We start from the raw sequence: 16263 nt of genomic DNA, 5'->3' as shown, positions 1-16263 counted from the left end.
CGGGCAGTATGAATTTTGCAAACCTCCTGAAACCGGAGGCCGTGAAAGTTTTAACCTCGGCTTCGAGTAAAAAACGCCTCATGCACGATCTGGGTGATCTGGCTGAGAGCGTCTATGGCGTGAAATCTTCCGACGTGCTGAACGCGCTGCTGGAACGTGAATCGCTCGGGCCGACAGGTGTGGGTCACGGCGTGGCATTGCCGCATGCCCGCCTGGAAGGTCTCGACCGCGTTGTCGGCGCTTTTGTCCTGCTCGACAAACCCATCGATTTCACATCGGTGGACCGCCAGCCGGTTGATATCGCCTTTGCGCTCTTTGCACCCGAAGATGCCGGTGTCGAACACCTCAAGGCGCTGGCGCTGGTATCGCGCACGCTGCGCAACACCGCGATCTGCTCCAAACTGCGCTCTAATCCGAACCCCGCGACGCTCTATACCATTCTGATTTCTGATGAAGCAGAACAGGCCGCTTAGCTATAGCTTTTGAAACCGAAGGTGAGATAGTCCCGCGCATAGGCGGCGGCCGCCAGCCGCTCGGTCTGCGGGGTACAGACCTCTGCGAGTGAAAACGGCAGGTCCTGAGGCGACGGCGCCAGAGGTTGCGCATCCTCACAGCCCAACCGCGCCGCAAGCGCATCCAGATCAGCAGCGGCCTCATCTTCACGGATCACGAAATCCGGCAGCATCAGCCCGCCGAACCCCTGCAGCACCTGTGCCTGACTGCACCATGCGGCATCCGTTCTGATCGCGGTCTGTCCGGCCAGATTACCTTTCAGAAACACCAGAAACGCATGAAAGGCCGCGCGGTGCTGGTCGATATCATAACCGCTGTCCGGCGCACTGTCAGGCAGCGGCAGCCCGTAGCGGCGCACCAGCGTCGCCCGGATCGCGCCGTAAACCTGCGGGCCGGTCCCGAGGATGTAGCTGCAGAATGCGTGATGCGCGCGCGCCAGGGGGTGACGGATCACCGTGAAACTGCGATGGCCCGGCTTTGATCGCTTCCACAACCGCAGATCTTTCTGAGACATGCGCAGACCCAGGGCCTCTTCTTCCACACCATCGAGGGCGGCCAGCCAGGCCATGACCGGTGCAACCGGCCCCCCTTTGACAGGCAGATAAAGCAGTGGCGCGGTATGCCCGGCCACATAGGTCGGCACCGCCGCCGCCCGTCGTGGCTCAAAATCAGGCATGCGCGAGAGGCTGAACGGATCGGCCCCCGCGAGGGCTTTTTCCATGTCCTCAAAGTTGCTCACCTTCTCTGCGAGCGGCTCCGGATTCTGAACCTTCAGCCGCATATCAGGCGCATCAAGCCGCGCGTCGCTGCCCAGAAACTGCGCCAGACCATTGATCACGTCGAGTGATTTCAGATCCTCATAATCGAGGAAGAACGCCGTCTGGCCACTGGCCTGAACCTTGTGCAGCACGCCGGTCTGAAAGCGCTGCAGATCCGCCACGAAGGCCGCAAACTCCGCCGCATCAAAAACCGCCTTCGCCTTTTTGCGCCGCGCCACATCGGTCAGCTTCCACTGGCCGGTGGATTGCGCGATCTTCCAGCTGACATAGCTCTCCGCCGGGTTGCGCGTCAGCAGCACTTTGGCACAGCGCTCATCGGTCAGTACCGCATCAAGTACGCGGGGGTCGTGATCGTGGAAATATCTGAAACCGGTCAGCCCGGGCTCGGCGCGGATCAGACGCAGAAGCTGCATCGGGTCTTTGTCGCGGGTGTCCTGCTCCATGCCAAGCAGCGTGCTGGTGTCGGGATAACCGATGAAATGCGGGTTGAACGCCTCACCAAGGCAGGTCACGCCCTCCAGCGCATTCAGGTTGGTTTCGAGAAAATTCGATCCCGTGCGCATCTCTGCGAAGATGACAAATGTGTCGAACCGCCCCACGGATCAGCGCACCACATAGGGACGCGGCGGCTTTTCCGGCCGGTTCTGCGCCACGTCCTGTTCCACCGGAAAATCACCCATCAGATAGGGGTGCATCCCCTGGTTTTTCAGATTCTGCAGGAACTGTCCGAATCCGCGCAGACTGACCATACGCGGCATCTCTTTGAGCCGCTGCGGGGTGCCGGTGCCGATCTCATCAAGGATGGTCTGCAAGGGCTCCATCGGCGCCTCAATAAACTCCGCCATGGTCCAGATCCGGACCCGCGCCTTTGTCCAGGTCGAGCGCAGCACATCAAGATGATCGCTCTCGATCTTCTGCAGCTCTGCCGCGCGTTTGCGCAGATCCCGGAAATCAGCGTTTGAGCGGAAGAGCGGGATGGCCCAGGCGCCGCTGATCACAGATATCTGCGCATTGGGGTCCTTGGCCACGCGCCAGTTGATCACCTGGTTGTCCGCCGGTCCGAACTGAAAACACTGTCGCTGCCCGCGCGTGTTCCAGATGAGATTGGTCAGAAAGAAATTCGCGTTGTAATCACGCAGCACCGCACTGTCGCTGAGTGCGCCGTTGATCGCGTTCTGACCGTCGGCAAAATGCACGCCATCGGGGGCAAAGAGGTGACCATGCACCCGGGTATCGGTGGCGCGCGCGAGCCAGGGCTCAAAATTATCAAAAAGCTCGGCAAATCCCTGAAACATTGAAAAAGGAGCCGCCGTCACGCCGTTTTCCCAGTCTTCCCGCGGAAACCGGCTCTGCATATAAAGACCCGCGCGACCGCGCATCCGCCGTTCGACCGCCTTGGCAAAAATCCGGTCGATCTTGCCCGGGTTGGGCTCCTGACGGCTCATGGCTCCCGCCTCATCCGTCAGAAAAGCGTCATAGAGCCGCTGCGCCCGTGGCCAGATTTTGCGCGCCACAAAACAATCCGACCGCCGCAGCAACTGCAGATGATCATCATAGAAAATATGCGGTTTGCCCTGATAGTCGAACTTCGACAGCGTTAGGGACCGGCTCTCGATATTGACCGAATACTGCCGCGCCATGGTCTGAAAATAGCTCTCATCCGGGATCCAGACCCGGCGGAAATAGCGGTCGTATTCGTCGCGCGCAGGATCCTGAAGAATGGCCGACAGGGTCTGGCGTGTCAGGCACCACCACTGAGACCCCATGTGCGGCACCAGACCACCGGGTATCCTTCTTTTCACGCGGAAAAACCGCTGCCAGGCGACGTAGCGGTCAAAAAGATACCGGTTTTTCTTCCACGAAAACGGAAACCGCAGGGTGAAACGTTCCGCATCAAGCCCGCCGACGGTCCAGGGCACATCAGCTGTCGTGGCGCTTTCGATGAAATCGGTCTGCGGGCGCGCATCGAGGTAATCAATCAGCTCCTGCACCGGGCGCAACGGCAGACAGGAACCTGAGGCCAGATAGACGTGTCGCACCTGCGGATACTCCGCCAGCAGGCGCTCGGACGCGGCCTGGGTCGCAGCGACGATGCCCCAGGTGCCCCATTCACAGCGGAAGCGTTTGGAAAACTCCACATCCGGCACGTCATCCAGCGCGCGCACGAACTTCTGATAGGTTTTGCGTGGCACAGAACGGTCCACATGGATCACCACCGGACAGCCTGAGGCGGACCAGTGCCGCACCACCTCCTCCGCCCGGCCAAGAGCTGTGTGCACCAGCATGACGATGCCGACACTCATGCCCAGTTCCCCTTGGACATGAGTCCGAGGATCTCAAGCTGCCGCCAGTTGATGTATTTCTCCGACCACTTGCACCAGAGCTGTGTGTCGCGCCCCAGATTGTCGGCATAGGCGCGGTACTCATAGGATTCCGCATAGTGCTGCCGGCGTTCAATCTCCTCAGAGGCCTTATCGGCGAAGGTATCGATGAATTTCGCATGCAGCAGAACGCCCGAAGCTTTCTCTCCACCCCATTCGTCGTAAACAAGGTTCAGACCGCGCGGCAGCAACATATGGGTCGAGTGCACATAGGCATAGCGCCGGTCCCATTTCACCAGCGGAATTTTATTCAGCGCGGGCGCGCGATAGGGCTCGTCGCGGAAGAAAACACGCGACCGCGGTCCACCCTGAATCCACAGGTTGCCATAGAGATGGTTGCGGGTGATCGAATAGTTGCCGCTGTCAAACCAGCAGGCGATTTCCATCGGATCCATGCCCGGCAGATAGCGCTGATCCTCCAGACGCCCCTTGGGATACATATCCAGCAACATCGCCGAGAATGCCCGGATCGAGCAGGTGTCGAGCCAGTCCGTCAGCGCCTGCAGCGGCCGTGTATCGCAAAACGGATAGAGCAGAAACTCATCGGGGTCGACCACGACGCACCAGTGACCATGGCCGTATCTGCTTTGCAGATGGTTCAGCCAGTCAACGCCATACCGCGATTTGCGATAACCCGACCGGGTCCGCCAGACCGACACATCGGGCTGGTCGGCCAGATAATCCGCGCTGCCATCGGTGCTGTCATTGTCGACGATCAGAAAATGCGTGACGCCCATATTCCGGTAGTAGTCAAGAAAATAGGGCAGCCGCACTTTCTCGTTGCGCATGGTGGAAAAGAGCAGGATTTCACCCGCCCGGATCGCATCGGTACGGTCGGAAACACGGCGCAGTTCCGGGCTTTTTCTGAGCGCACGAATTCGCAGACGCTTACGCGCCAGACGCATCCGGTAAGACCCCAGAACACCCAAGCTTTCTGCCCTTTTCTGCCACCGCCCCGTTGCCGGCCTGTCCCCGGTTGATCCGGGTGTGCCTGCACAAGACTTACGCCGCTGTTTATAGTTTGCGACTTCTTACCATTTTATTGCCTGAAAAGCGCTTTTTTGCAATGGTTTGGAGCGGTTTCGGCGTGTCCGGATCCCGGTCAGTCCCGATCAACATCGCCACCCGTCATAAGCCCGAGATCGACCAGCTGGCGCCAACCCGTTAAACGTGTGGACTGCGGCTCCCACAAGTCAGGGTTTTGTGCCACGGCGTCATAGTAATCGTCATAGGCCTTTGAGTTCGAGAAGTGCTCGGCACGCGCCTTTTCACGGCGCGCACGGGCCGGCGATCCCGGCAGGAACTTCGTGTGCAGCAGCGCGCCGCTCAGAGCCTCGCGCCCCTGCGCCTCCCATGTCTGGTTCAGCGCAGGCGGCAGGAGATTATGTGTCGAGTTTACATAGACATAAGATCTGTCCCAGTGTACCAGCGGGATCTTGTTCATGGTCGGGGCGCGGCGCGGATCACTGCTGAAAAAGCATCGTGCCCGCGCGCCACCCTGCAGCCAAAGATTACCCATCTTTGGTTGTAACTGTGCCTGATACCCCCAGGCATCAAACCATGGCAAAACCTGAACCGGGTCGTGCTCCGGGTCATAGCTCTGTGCGTCCGGAGACCCCTTGGGATAGAGGTCGAGCATGATCGCGCCCATCACCCTCTGGTTGAATTGTGCAAGATCCGCAGTGAGCCTGCGCAGGTCGCGGGTATCATGCCCGGGATAGATCAGCAGCTCATCTGCATCAACCGTGACGGCCCAGTGACCATGTGCATAGCGCCGCTGCAGCCAGGTGATCCAGTCCATGCCAAAACGCGACGCCTTATAGCTGGCATCGGTCTGCCAGAGGCTCACATCAGGCTCTGTACGCAGGTAATCAGCCGTCCCGTCATCGCTGGCGTTATCAACGATCAGGAAATGCCCGACGCCCATGCCGCGGTAATGTTTCAGAAACCACGGCACCCGCTGCATCTCGTTGCGCAGAGTGGCGAATAGCAGGATATCGTCCCGCGCAATCGCCCCTGTTCGCCGCGACACCGGCGTCAGGTTATGCCGCGACCGAAACGCCCGCCACAGCATCCGTTTGCGCCGCAGCCGCAGCTTGTAGCGTGTCAGCAGGGAACGACTGGCAGGCATGAAAAACCCCGAAACAGTGCCGTATCAGCCGAACGGCAGGGTGCAGTTTCCCACAGGCGCCGCCCTGACACCAGCCACAGGGCCGGCGTTACTCCGCCGCTTTTCCCAGGTTGACCACTTCGTGCAGATAGGCCGCGAGATCATCATGCAGCTCAGGCCGCGCGAGACCGAAGGCCACTGTCGCCTGCAAAAAGCCGGACTTGGAGCCACAATCAAACCGCTGGCCCGCAAACCGGTAGCCATACACGCCCCGGTCACTGCGAATCTCATCCGCGATGGCATCCGTGAGCTGGATCTCTCCGCCCGCGCCGCTCTTCATCTCATGCAGATTATTCAGCACCGAGGGCGACAGAATATAGCGCCCGATCACCGCAAGATTGGACGGCGGATTGTCTTTAGGCTTTTCGACCATGCCGCGAATGCGCACCATCGACCCCATGTCTTCATCCACATCGAGCATGCCGTAAGACGAGGTCTTTTCCATCGGCACTTCCATTGCCGCGACCATGTTGCCACCGGTCTCCGCATAGGCCTCGACCATTTGCTGCAGACACGGCTTTTCCGCCGCAATGACGTCATCCGGCAGGATCACCGCAAAGGGCTCGTCCCCGATCAGCCGGCGCGCGCACCAGACGGCATGTCCGAGGCCCAGTGCCTTATGCTGGCGGATATAGGCAATCGCACCGCTTTCCATATTGGTCGATTCGAGTGTTTTAAGAAGCTTCGTTTTGCCCTTCTTTTCCAGCTCCGCCTCAAGCTGCGGCGCGTGGTCAAAGTAGTCCTCAAGCGCGCCCTTGCCGCGCGAGGTGACAAATATGAATTCCTTGATGCCAGCAGCCCGCGCCTCATCGATCGCGTACTGGATCAGCGGACGGTCCACCAGCGTCATAATCTCTTTGGGGACTGACTTGGTCGCCGGCAAAAATCTTGTGCCCAGCCCCGCTACAGGAAAGACCGCCTTGGTGACCTCACGTTTCATACTCATATCCTTCTGCACATCTTAAAACACCCACCACCGTAATCCTAACATCTACCGGTGCCGAAAACATCAGGCTTAATGAAATATAACGGAATTTGCCGGTTCTGTTGACGCAACAATGACAATCGCCGGCGATCAGCACGATTTTGCCACCGCCGCTGCCACAATTGAGCGACGGCCCGCCGCCCCGGTCAGTCGAGGTTCATTTCAGCCATCATCTTTTCGAGCTTCGGCACGTCTTCGGGGTTGTTCAGTTCCCAGAACTGCCGCCCCCGCGCCGAAACCTCGACACAAAGCACCCGGCGTCCGTTTTCCATAAAGCGCAGCTGCTCAAGGCCTTCGAGTTTTTCCAGCGGGCCGGCAGGCCAGTCCGGATAGGCCGCCAGCGCATCCGCGCGATACGCATAGATGCCAACGTGGTGAAAAACCGGCGTTTCCGGCTCTGTTTCCCAGGTTTTGCCCGTATAGGGAATCACCTCTTTGGAGAAATAAAGTGCCTGCTTGTCCCGCCCGAACACCGCTGTGGTGCCACCGACACGTCCCGCGCGGCGGTCCTCGAGAAACCCGTTGAGCGTCGCCCCGTCACAGCGCAGCACCGGTGTTGCGATCTCAGCTTCCGGGTCTGCGCGCAGACCGGCTATGAGGTCTTCGACGAACCAGTGCGGAGTGAGCGGCGCATCCCCCTGGAGATTGACGATCACCTCGTAACCCCCCCCGAGCTTTTCATGCGCCTCGGCACAGCGCTCCGTGCCATTGACCCAGGTATCGGCGGTCATCACCACTTCGGCACCGAAGGCTTCAGCAGCCGCGCGGATGCGCTCGTCATCCGTGGCGACCACCACACGGTTGACACCGCCAACAGACATCGCCGCCTGCCAGCTCCGCTCGATCAGGCTGCGCGCGACACCAGAGGCGCCCCGCAGTTCAACCAGCGGTTTGCCCGGGTAACGGGTCGAGGCATAGCGGGCGGGAATGACGATCAGAACAGACATCAGCCGGTCACCAGATCGACGCCAGGCGCATATGCGATGAAGAACGGGTTGGCATATCCTTCCTTTCCGTAAACCAGCGGGCTGTGGTCATCAAAACGGACAACGAACCCACCGGCGCCGCGCAGAACGGCGTCTCCCGCGGCCGTGTCCCATTCCATCGTACGCCCGAGCCGCGGATAAAGATCCGCCTCGCCCGTGGCCACCAGACAGAACTTCAGCGAGCTGCCGGCACTGGTCATGTCGTGCACGGCATAGCGGTTGATGTAATCGTCTGTCGCCTGATCCCTGTGGGACTTCGATGCAACCACCATCAGAGCCGAATTGTCCGCATCAGAGACTGATATTACATGGGTTTCTCCCACGCTGCCCAAAGCGAGATCACCAGTTTCCTCAACTGCCTGACCGTCGGCACGGGTGTAAAACATCCGCCCCTTCGCCGGCGCATAGACCACGCCACGCGTAGGTACACCGTTTTCCACAAGCGCGATGTTTACCGTGAAATCACCACGCCGGTTAATAAACTCTTTCGTCCCGTCCAGCGGATCAACGATGAGAAACGTGCCGGCAGTGCTGGTGTGGGTCGCCGCCTGCTCTTCGGTCACCAGAAGGATGTCGGGGAAAGCTTCGCGCAGACCGGCGGAAATGATGGCATCCGCCGCTTCATCTGCCTCGGTGACAGGACTTGCGTCTGATTTTACCTTCACGTCAAAATCGTCCGCCGCATAAACCTCCATTATTTTCGCTCCGGCCAGCAGCGACAATCTGCGCATAGCGACCGATAAGGCACTGTAATCCATAAAAGAGGTGTCTCCCGCGGCTGTTGTTGATCTGGCCGGCTCCGGACTTTATGCTGCGCCGATAACGGAACATCAAGAATTCCGTGACACTCTGTGCAGATATCGAGGCGCGGCAGACATGACTGACACGACCCACAGACGTCAGGGCGGCATCACCTCCGCGCTGACCATCCTGACGCTGATCTACCACTCTGCGGTGCGGTCGGTGCGCAAAACGCATGCCAATGCCTTTCTGGCCATCGGGGTGAACCTGCTGCAGGCGGTTATTTTCGTGCTCGCCTTTTATGTGATGTTCAGCCTGCTGGGGCTGCGCGGTGCCGCCGTTCGGGGCGATTTCCTGCTCTATATTATGTCCGGCGTTTTTCTCTTTATGACCCACACCAAAGCGATGGGTGCCGTTGTCGGGTCCGAAGGTCCGGCAAGCCCGATGATGCAGCACGCGCCGATGAATACTATTGTGGCGATTGCCGCCGCCGCTCTGGGATCGCTCTATATCCAGGTGCTGTCCATGGGCTTTATCCTGTTTATCTACCACGTCGCCTGGATGCCCATTCACATAGAAAACCCTGGCGGTGCCTTTTGCATGCTGATGCTTTCCTGGCTTACCGGCGTGTCGATCGGGATCGTGCTTCTGGCGATCAAACCCTGGGCTCCGCAGTTCGTGATGATTTTCAACACGATCTATCAGCGCGCCAATATGATCGCATCGGGCAAAATGTTTGTCGCCAATATGATGCCCGCCTATATGCTCGCCATGTTCGACTGGAACCCGCTTTTTCACACAATCGACCAGGCCCGCGGTTATATCTTTATCAATTACGTGCCGCGTTTTACCGACTGGAGCTATGCGCTCTGGGTGGCGATTGTGCTGATCATGATCGGGCTCATGGGTGAGTTCTATACCCGCCGCCATGCCTCTGCGAGCTGGAGCGCGCGGCGCTGACGACCCCTGACATCCGTTCGGCAAGCGACGATCAGGTGGAACGCGACATCCATTTCGCGATCATCGAATGCTGCACACTGGCCTGTGCTGCAATCCGGTAAAACCCGATCAGCTCGCGCAGCGGGGATGAAATACGGTCGAAACCCGAGAGAAATGCCACGATCACGCCCACCTGTACCTCTCCCTGCATCACAAGGTATCCGCCAAACAGCAGCACGGTGATCGGGCCCAGCGAATTCAGAAGGTTCAGAGAAGACTTGAGGATGAATTTCAGGATGAAATACCGCATCCGGTTGGTGTAAATATCCCGGATCAGACCGGGACAGCGGTCGCGCGTGTCTTTTTCCGCATCCGATATCGCATCCCCCAGATCGCGCAGCATAGAGACGCGCTCTTCCACCAGGTCGTTCAGCCGCCGCTGCAGGAACGGCGTGAGGACGATCTGCGGCACCAGAAAAGCCAGCGCGAAAACAGCTATCTGAGGCTCTACCACGAACATATAGACGACCACACCGAGCAGCATGGCAAGATTGGCACAGGCCCCCGAGATCGCCTCACCGACAAAGCCGCCGAGTTTTTCCACCTCTGCGCCGACAATCGACACCGTGCGCCCGGACCGGTGATCTACGGCTTCACCGGTGCCGTTGCGGCGCTCTTCATAGATCTGCAATAGGTGACTGCGGGTATAAAGCGTTGCACTTTCGGTCAGCCAGGACTGGTAAATCCACAGGGCGTATTTTACCAGCTGGTGCGCAAGGGTCACCCCGACATAGGCAATACCGAACTTGACCAGAACCGGAATATCGCGCGTTTCCACGACTTCGTTCACGATGCGTCGCTGCAGCTCGATCGGAACAAGGTTGAGCAGAGCCACAAAAACGGCCAGCAGACAGGTCGCCGGCTGGTGCCATTCGCTCATCCGCCAGACATATGTGAAAAGCGACCCCGCGGCGCTGTCGTCACCGGTCTTCCGCACCTGACGCGGGGTTCTCTTCAGATTCATACTTCAACCATTTCCGTGGCACTGCGGGCCGACAGCACGCGCATTTCGGAAAATGTCCCTGCCCCGCCTTTGCACAGACCCTACAAAACCGGATCCGTGCCGTACAGATATTCCGCAGGTCCGTGGCAGGCGCGCACTCAGGTGACGACCCTGAGCGTCAGATTAAGCCGGCCACCCTTCTCCAGCAGGGTTGATGAGCCAAAGCGGATCCGGTCCACCCCGTGGTGTGCGCGGCGCGCGGCACCCCCCATCACCACCACATCCCCCGACTGAAGCCAGACAGACTGTGTCCTGCCGCCCCGTTCGGTACCCCCCATGCGAAAAAGACCATCATCGCCCAGCGATACCGATACAACCGGCCAGCTGAAATCGGCTTCGTCCCTGTCCTGATGCAGCCCCATACGCGCACCCTCGCCGTAAAAGTTCACAAGACAGCATTCCGGCGCACGCGCAGCACCGGTCAGATCGCGCCAGATGCCGAGAATACAGTCCGGCACCGGCGGCCAGCTCTGCCCGTCCGGATGCACCGGGCTGTAGCGATAACCGCGCCGGTCCGAAATCCAGCCGAAATCGCCCGCCGCCGTCATCCGCACCGACATCGCTTTGCCGCGCGGGGTCACCGGGGTAAAGAGCGGCGCCGCGGCCACGACCCCGCGCACCGCCGACAGCACCTCGCGCTGTGCACTGATATCCAGAAAGCCCTTATGCACCTCAAATCCTGCGACATTCAGCTGTGTCATCTGTGCGGCATCCCGGGAAAACAGAAAAAATTCGGGAAAGATTCCCACCTGCAGCCCGTCAGAAAGGTTGCAGGGTTGCAGACCCCTCCTTATATACCCTGCGAACCGCACGAAGCGACCCGCTTTCGTGTGCACATCATCGGGGCAGAGGCGCCATAAAGGGCCGGTGCTCCGTGTCATCGCCTTAATATCAAGAGGGATCTCAAAATGGCCAAAGTAATTGGTATCGACCTTGGAACCACGAACAGCTGCATCGCCATCATGGACGGATCGCAGCCACGTGTTATCGAAAACGCCGAAGGTGCGCGTACAACACCTTCAATCGTCGCCTTCACCGATGAAGAGCGGCTGGTAGGACAGCCGGCGAAACGCCAGGCCGTCACCAACCCGGACAACACAATTTTTGGCGTCAAACGCCTGATCGGCCGTCGCAATGACGATGCGGACCTTGCCAAAGACAAAAAGAACCTGCCCTTCGCCGTGATCGACGGCGGCAACGGCGACGCATGGGTCGAAGCGAAAGGTGAGAAATATTCTCCCTCGCAGATTTCCGCGTTCATCCTCGGCAAGATGAAAGAGACCGCTGAGAGCTATCTCGGCGAAGAAGTCACGCAGGCGGTCATCACCGTGCCCGCGTATTTCAACGACGCCCAGCGTCAGGCCACCAAAGACGCCGGCAAGATTGCAGGCCTCGAAGTGCTGCGGATCATCAACGAGCCGACAGCGGCAGCCCTGGCCTATGGTCTCGACAAAGAGAACACCCAGACAATCGCGGTCTATGACCTTGGTGGTGGTACATTCGACGTAACCATCCTCGAGATCGACGACGGCCTTTTCGAAGTAAAATCCACCAACGGCGATACCTTCCTTGGTGGTGAAGACTTTGACATGCGCATCGTCAACTACCTCGCGGATGAGTTCAAAAAAGAGCACCAGGTCGACCTTACCAAAGACAAGATGGCGCTGCAGCGTCTGAAAGAAGCAGCCGAGAAAGCCAAGATCGAATTGTCCAGCTCCAGCCAGACAGAGATTAACCAGCCGTTCATCTCGATGGGCGCAAACGGCCAGCCGCTGCACATGGTGATGAAGCTGACCCGCTCGAAACTGGAATCGCTAGTCGGCGATCTGATCAAAGCGTCGCTGAAACCCTGCCAGGCAGCCCTCAAAGACGCTGGCATAGCAGCCGGTGACATTGATGAGGTCGTTCTGGTCGGTGGTATGACCCGGATGCCAAAAGTGGTTGAGGAAGTCACCAAGTTCTTCGGCAAAGAGCCGCACAAGGGTGTGAACCCCGATGAGGTTGTCGCCATGGGTGCCGCCATTCAGGCCGGTGTTCTGCAGGGCGACGTCAAAGACGTGGTACTGCTCGACGTGACACCGCTGAGCCTCGGCATTGAGACACTGGGTGGCGTGTTCACCCGTCTCATTGACCGCAACACCACGATCCCTACGAAGAAGTCCCAGATCTTCTCCACAGCCGAAGACAATCAGAACGCTGTGACCATCCGGGTTTTCCAGGGTGAGCGCGAGATGGCCTCCGACAACAAGATCCTCGGCGCTTTCAATCTTGAGAACATCCCGCCTGCGCCGCGCGGCATGCCGCAGATCGAAGTGACCTTTGATATCGACGCAAACGGCATCGTGTCCGTGGGTGCGATGGATAAGGGCACCGGCAAAGAGCAGAAGATCACCATCCAGGCCTCCGGTGGTCTCTCGGATGATGATATCGAGAAAATGGTCAAGGACGCCGAAGAGAACGCGGAAGCTGATAAGGCCCGTCGCGAGCTGATCGAGGCGAAAAACCAGGCGGAGAGCCTCATTCACTCGACAGAAAAATCTGTCGAGGAGCACTCCGACAAGGTTGATCCGACGACCGTCGAAGCGATCGAACTTGCGATTGCAGCTCTCAAAGACGAGCTGGAAACCGACAACCCGGACAAAATCCGGGCCGGTATTCAGAACGTGACCGAGGCCGCGATGAAACTGGGCGAAGCGATCTATAAGTCTGCCCAGGAAGAAGGCGACGACACCCCCGAAGCCGCCGACGAGGCGCAGGCCGGTGACGACGACATCGTGGACGCCGAGTTCGAAGATCTCGACGACGACAAGCGCGCGTAAGCGCCATGTAACCCGGAACCTCTGATCGGGCCGGCCTCCGGGTCGGCCCGTCACGTTCCGATAAAGGGGACCCATCCATGGCAAAACGTGACTATTACGAGGTGCTTGGCGTTGCCAAAGGTGCCTCCGCTGACGAAATCAAAAAGGGTTATCGCTCCAAAGCAAAAGAGCTTCACCCCGACCGCAACAAAGACGACCCGCAGGCTGAATCGCAGTTCAAAGAGGCCAACGAGGCCTATGAGGTCCTGAAAGACGCTGAAAAGAAAGCGGCCTACGACCGTTTCGGCCATGCAGCATTTGAAGGTGGCATGGGCGGAGGCGGGCGTCCGGGCGGCGGCTTTGGTGGCGGCGGTCAGGGCGATTTCTCTTCGGCCTTTTCCGATGTATTCGACGATCTTTTCGGCGATTTCATGGGCGGCCAGCGCGGCGGCGGGGGCCGGCGTGCGGCGCGCGGATCTGATCTGCGCTATAATCTTCGGATCTCGCTGGAAGATGCCTTTGCCGGTCTGCAAAAGACCATCAATGTGCCGGGCTCCGTGGCCTGTGACAGCTGCAATGGCTCCGGTGCCGAAGGCGGTGCAGAGCCGGTGACCTGTCCGACCTGTTCAGGCATGGGCAAGGTACGCGCGCAGCAGGGCTTTTTCACGGTAGAGCGGACCTGTCCGACCTGTGCCGGCCTCGGCCAGCACATCCAGAACCCCTGCAAGACCTGCAAGGGTGCAGGGAGGCAGGAAAAGGAACGCGCGCTCAACGTCAATATTCCTGCGGGTGTTGAAACGGGCACGCGGATCCGGCTCGCCGGTGAAGGCGAAGCGGGCATGCGCGGCGGACCATCAGGCGATCTATATATCTTTATCGAGGTCACCGAGCACGAGCTTTTCCAGCGGGAGAGCACAAACCTCTATTGCCGGGTGCCGGTCTCAATGTCCAAGGCCGCTCTGGGCGGTTCCATCGAGGTTCCGACGATCGACGGCGGGCGCGGGCGGGTACAGATCCCCGCCGGGAGCCAGTCCGGTCGCCAGATGCGGCTGCGCGGCAAAGGCATGCCGGCGCTCAGAGGGGGCGGCACCGGGGATATGTTCATAGAGCTTGCGGTCGAGACACCTGTGAACCTCACGGGCAGGCAGAAAGAGCTTCTTCAGGAGTTCGAAGACCTGTCTGAGAACAACAATCCGGAATCGAGCAGCTTTTTCTCCTCAGTCAAAAGCTTCTGGGATTCGATGAAAGGCTGACCCGCATATTTGCCGGCAATCTGATACAAGGACGATCTGAAAAGACCGGGCCCCGCGTCCGGTCTTTTTCTGTGTTGTTTCAGCGGATCCAGACCTCGACCCTTTGACTGGCCTCGCGCGCAGCCGGGCTGCCGTCACAGCCTATTGGCATGGCCTCGCCAAAGGCATCAACCCGGGCGGTAAAGAGCGCGCGCACGGTCGCAGGAAGCTGCTCCAGCACCATTTCGCGCAGCCTTTCTGCCGCGCGCAGCGATACTGACTGACCGGCAGGTGCCGCGCCGGATGCGTCACTAAACCCCGCAAAAAGAAGCTCCCGACCGTCAAACCGCCCGCTCTCCAGAGCTCCCACGAGGTGCACAACGGCCCCGCGCGACTGTGCGGTGAGATCGGATGTGCCGGGCTCTGTGCGGAACGTGGTGGTCAGACGGTTCATCGGCGCAAGAACCTGCGTCATACGTTGCAGATCCGCGAGCGTTACCCGCTCACCAGCAGACGCGATCGCATTCGCAAACCGGCTGCCCTGATCATCCGGCGAAATTTCCTCCGGGGTCTGATCGACAAAACCGGACCGGCGGATCACGAGCTGCGCCGCTGGGTCACTCACAAAAGACAAAAACCCGCGCGCAAGCTTCGGCAGGCGACGGGCCGGCTGATACAGAAACATCGGCGCGGTATAGGGATAATCGCCGGTTTTAACGCCCCGCCTTGTCGCCTGTATCGGACGTATACACCCGGCGGCCAGATGCAGCAGTTTTGTGTCTCCCGTTCCGGAAAAAGCCGTGACGCCAAGGCTTTCCGGGTCATCCGTTACTGCGGAAGCCAGATCGCTGGTATTCGTGAAGGTACTGATATTGTTCGACATTTCCAAATCTTCAGGATCCATGATCTGATCGAACATTGCCTGCCCCGCGCCGGACCCCGGTGATGCAGCATAGAGCACAACACGCCGGCCTGATCCGCCCGGAGCCGGCCACTGAGTAATCGTACCTGCAAAAAGCTGCGCAAGTTCTCCGGGTTTCAGCGCCGTTACCGGGTTGCCCGGTGCCACAACCGGTACAACCGCATCAAGCGCCAGAACCTTTGATTGCTTTGCCGATGTCAGATCGCCCATGCCGGCCTCAAGGGCGCGCGCCACTTCGTCCGGCCGGACCCCGCGCTGCGCCATGACGATATCCGCTTCATTGGCCAGCAGATCGGCAAACCCTTCATCCGTGGTAGTAACCCGAAAGCGGAAAATGCCCGCAGGTCGCCCGGTCGCGGGATCACTGAGCGTATAAGTGTAATGCGATGCATCCAGGATTTCACGGGTAGCGTCGAGGGTGCTCTGCCGGGCATAGGCCTCAACGAGCGCGGGCATCATCACAGACCCCATCAGCGCAGAGCCGGAGATGGAAATATCCGCGACATAAGCCTGCAGATCAGGACAGGCATTGCCGGTACAGGTCACACCCGCGCTGTCGATTGTCAGTTCGCCGTAGATCGTATCGACGCGGTAAAACTCGCCGTCAAAACCCAGCAGGTTCCCGGAAAGCACAATATCGCCATCCTGCGAGGTCAGCGTCACGTCCTGCGCCACAGCGAAACGCAGGGTGCAACAAATAAAAAGTGCGGCGAAAACCGCCGCACGTCTCAGTCTCATGTGACAGAGCCTCGCT

General features: G+C 59.3%; 14 protein-coding genes. 4 read left to right on the top strand and 10 right to left on the bottom strand.

Going from position 1 to position 16263, the window contains the following annotated elements:
- The first annotated feature begins 8 nt into the window (after nt 1-8).
- Nucleotides 9-473: a PTS sugar transporter subunit IIA gene (locus G3256_RS00705; RefSeq protein ID WP_169639012.1), complete on the top strand. Its 465-nt coding sequence runs from the start codon at nt 9-11 to the stop codon at nt 471-473.
- Here G3256_RS00705 and G3256_RS00700 read toward each other — a convergent pair.
- From G3256_RS00700 to cysQ, 7 genes are all read right to left on the bottom strand, one after another.
- Nucleotides 470-1855, bottom strand: a complete 1386-nt coding sequence (locus G3256_RS00700; RefSeq protein ID WP_169642266.1) for a nodulation protein NodH — start codon at nt 1853-1855, stop codon at nt 470-472. The two genes, G3256_RS00705 and G3256_RS00700, sit on opposite strands and share 4 nt — an antisense overlap.
- A 39-nt stretch (nt 1856-1894) precedes the next feature.
- Complete coding sequence (locus G3256_RS00695; protein WP_169639011.1) at nt 1895-3595, bottom strand: DUF5927 domain-containing protein; 1701 nt, start codon at nt 3593-3595, stop codon at nt 1895-1897.
- On the bottom strand, nt 3592-4578 hold the full coding sequence (locus G3256_RS00690; protein ID WP_169642265.1) for a glycosyltransferase family 2 protein: 987 nt from the start codon (nt 4576-4578) through the stop codon (nt 3592-3594). The genes G3256_RS00695 and G3256_RS00690 overlap by 4 nt, the downstream gene beginning before the upstream one ends.
- A 197-nt stretch (nt 4579-4775) precedes the next feature.
- Nucleotides 4776-5804 carry a glycosyltransferase family 2 protein gene (locus tag G3256_RS00685; protein ID WP_169639010.1) on the bottom strand — a complete coding sequence of 343 codons (1029 nt, stop codon included), beginning with the start codon at nt 5802-5804 and terminating at the stop codon, nt 4776-4778.
- Nucleotides 5805-5892: 88 nt separating this feature from the next.
- On the bottom strand, nt 5893-6783 hold the full coding sequence (gene galU / locus G3256_RS00680; protein WP_169639009.1) for a UTP--glucose-1-phosphate uridylyltransferase GalU: 891 nt from the start codon (nt 6781-6783) through the stop codon (nt 5893-5895).
- A 191-nt stretch (nt 6784-6974) separates the two neighbouring features.
- The gene (locus G3256_RS00675) at nt 6975-7775 is read right to left on the bottom strand and encodes a 3-deoxy-manno-octulosonate cytidylyltransferase (RefSeq protein WP_169639008.1); all 801 of its coding nucleotides are present in this window, start codon (nt 7773-7775) and stop codon (nt 6975-6977) included.
- Nucleotides 7775-8572, bottom strand: coding sequence for a 3'(2'),5'-bisphosphate nucleotidase CysQ (gene cysQ / locus G3256_RS00670; RefSeq protein WP_169639007.1), 798 nt, complete (start codon nt 8570-8572; stop codon nt 7775-7777). The genes G3256_RS00675 and cysQ overlap by 1 nt, the downstream gene beginning before the upstream one ends.
- A 118-nt stretch (nt 8573-8690) precedes the next feature.
- Here cysQ and G3256_RS00665 point away from each other — a divergent pair, with 118 nt between their 5' ends.
- Entirely contained in the window at nt 8691-9515 is an 825-nt protein-coding gene (locus G3256_RS00665; protein ID WP_169639006.1) for an ABC transporter permease, read from the top strand.
- A gap of 31 nt (nt 9516-9546) precedes the next feature.
- Here the strand turns inward: G3256_RS00665 and G3256_RS00660 are convergent, their stop codons facing one another.
- Nucleotides 9547-10518 (bottom strand): ABC transporter transmembrane domain-containing protein, encoded by a 972-nt coding sequence (locus G3256_RS00660; RefSeq protein WP_246227700.1) that lies wholly within the window; start codon nt 10516-10518, stop codon nt 9547-9549.
- 137 nt (nt 10519-10655) lie between these two features.
- Nucleotides 10656-11258, bottom strand: coding sequence for an alpha-ketoglutarate-dependent dioxygenase AlkB family protein (locus G3256_RS00655; RefSeq protein WP_169639005.1), 603 nt, complete (start codon nt 11256-11258; stop codon nt 10656-10658).
- Nucleotides 11259-11465: 207 nt separating this feature from the next.
- Between G3256_RS00655 and dnaK the strand changes: the two genes are divergently transcribed.
- Both dnaK and dnaJ read left to right on the top strand, forming a co-directional pair.
- Nucleotides 11466-13376, top strand: a complete 1911-nt coding sequence (dnaK, locus tag G3256_RS00650) for a molecular chaperone DnaK (RefSeq protein WP_169639004.1) — start codon at nt 11466-11468, stop codon at nt 13374-13376.
- 77 nt (nt 13377-13453) lie between these two features.
- Nucleotides 13454-14608, top strand: coding sequence for a molecular chaperone DnaJ (gene dnaJ / locus G3256_RS00645; RefSeq protein ID WP_169639003.1), 1155 nt, complete (start codon nt 13454-13456; stop codon nt 14606-14608).
- 79 nt (nt 14609-14687) lie between these two features.
- Here dnaJ and G3256_RS00640 read toward each other — a convergent pair whose 3' ends face one another.
- Nucleotides 14688-16247 carry a substrate-binding domain-containing protein gene (locus tag G3256_RS00640; RefSeq protein WP_169639002.1) on the bottom strand — a complete coding sequence of 520 codons (1560 nt, stop codon included), beginning with the start codon at nt 16245-16247 and terminating at the stop codon, nt 14688-14690.
- Nucleotides 16248-16263 lie beyond the last annotated feature (16 nt).

Origin of the sequence: Roseobacter ponti (assembly GCF_012932215.1) — a bacterium.
In the GTDB taxonomy this organism is placed as follows: domain Bacteria; phylum Pseudomonadota; class Alphaproteobacteria; order Rhodobacterales; family Rhodobacteraceae; genus Roseobacter; species Roseobacter ponti.
This window is presented reverse-complemented; position numbering and strand designations above follow the sequence as displayed.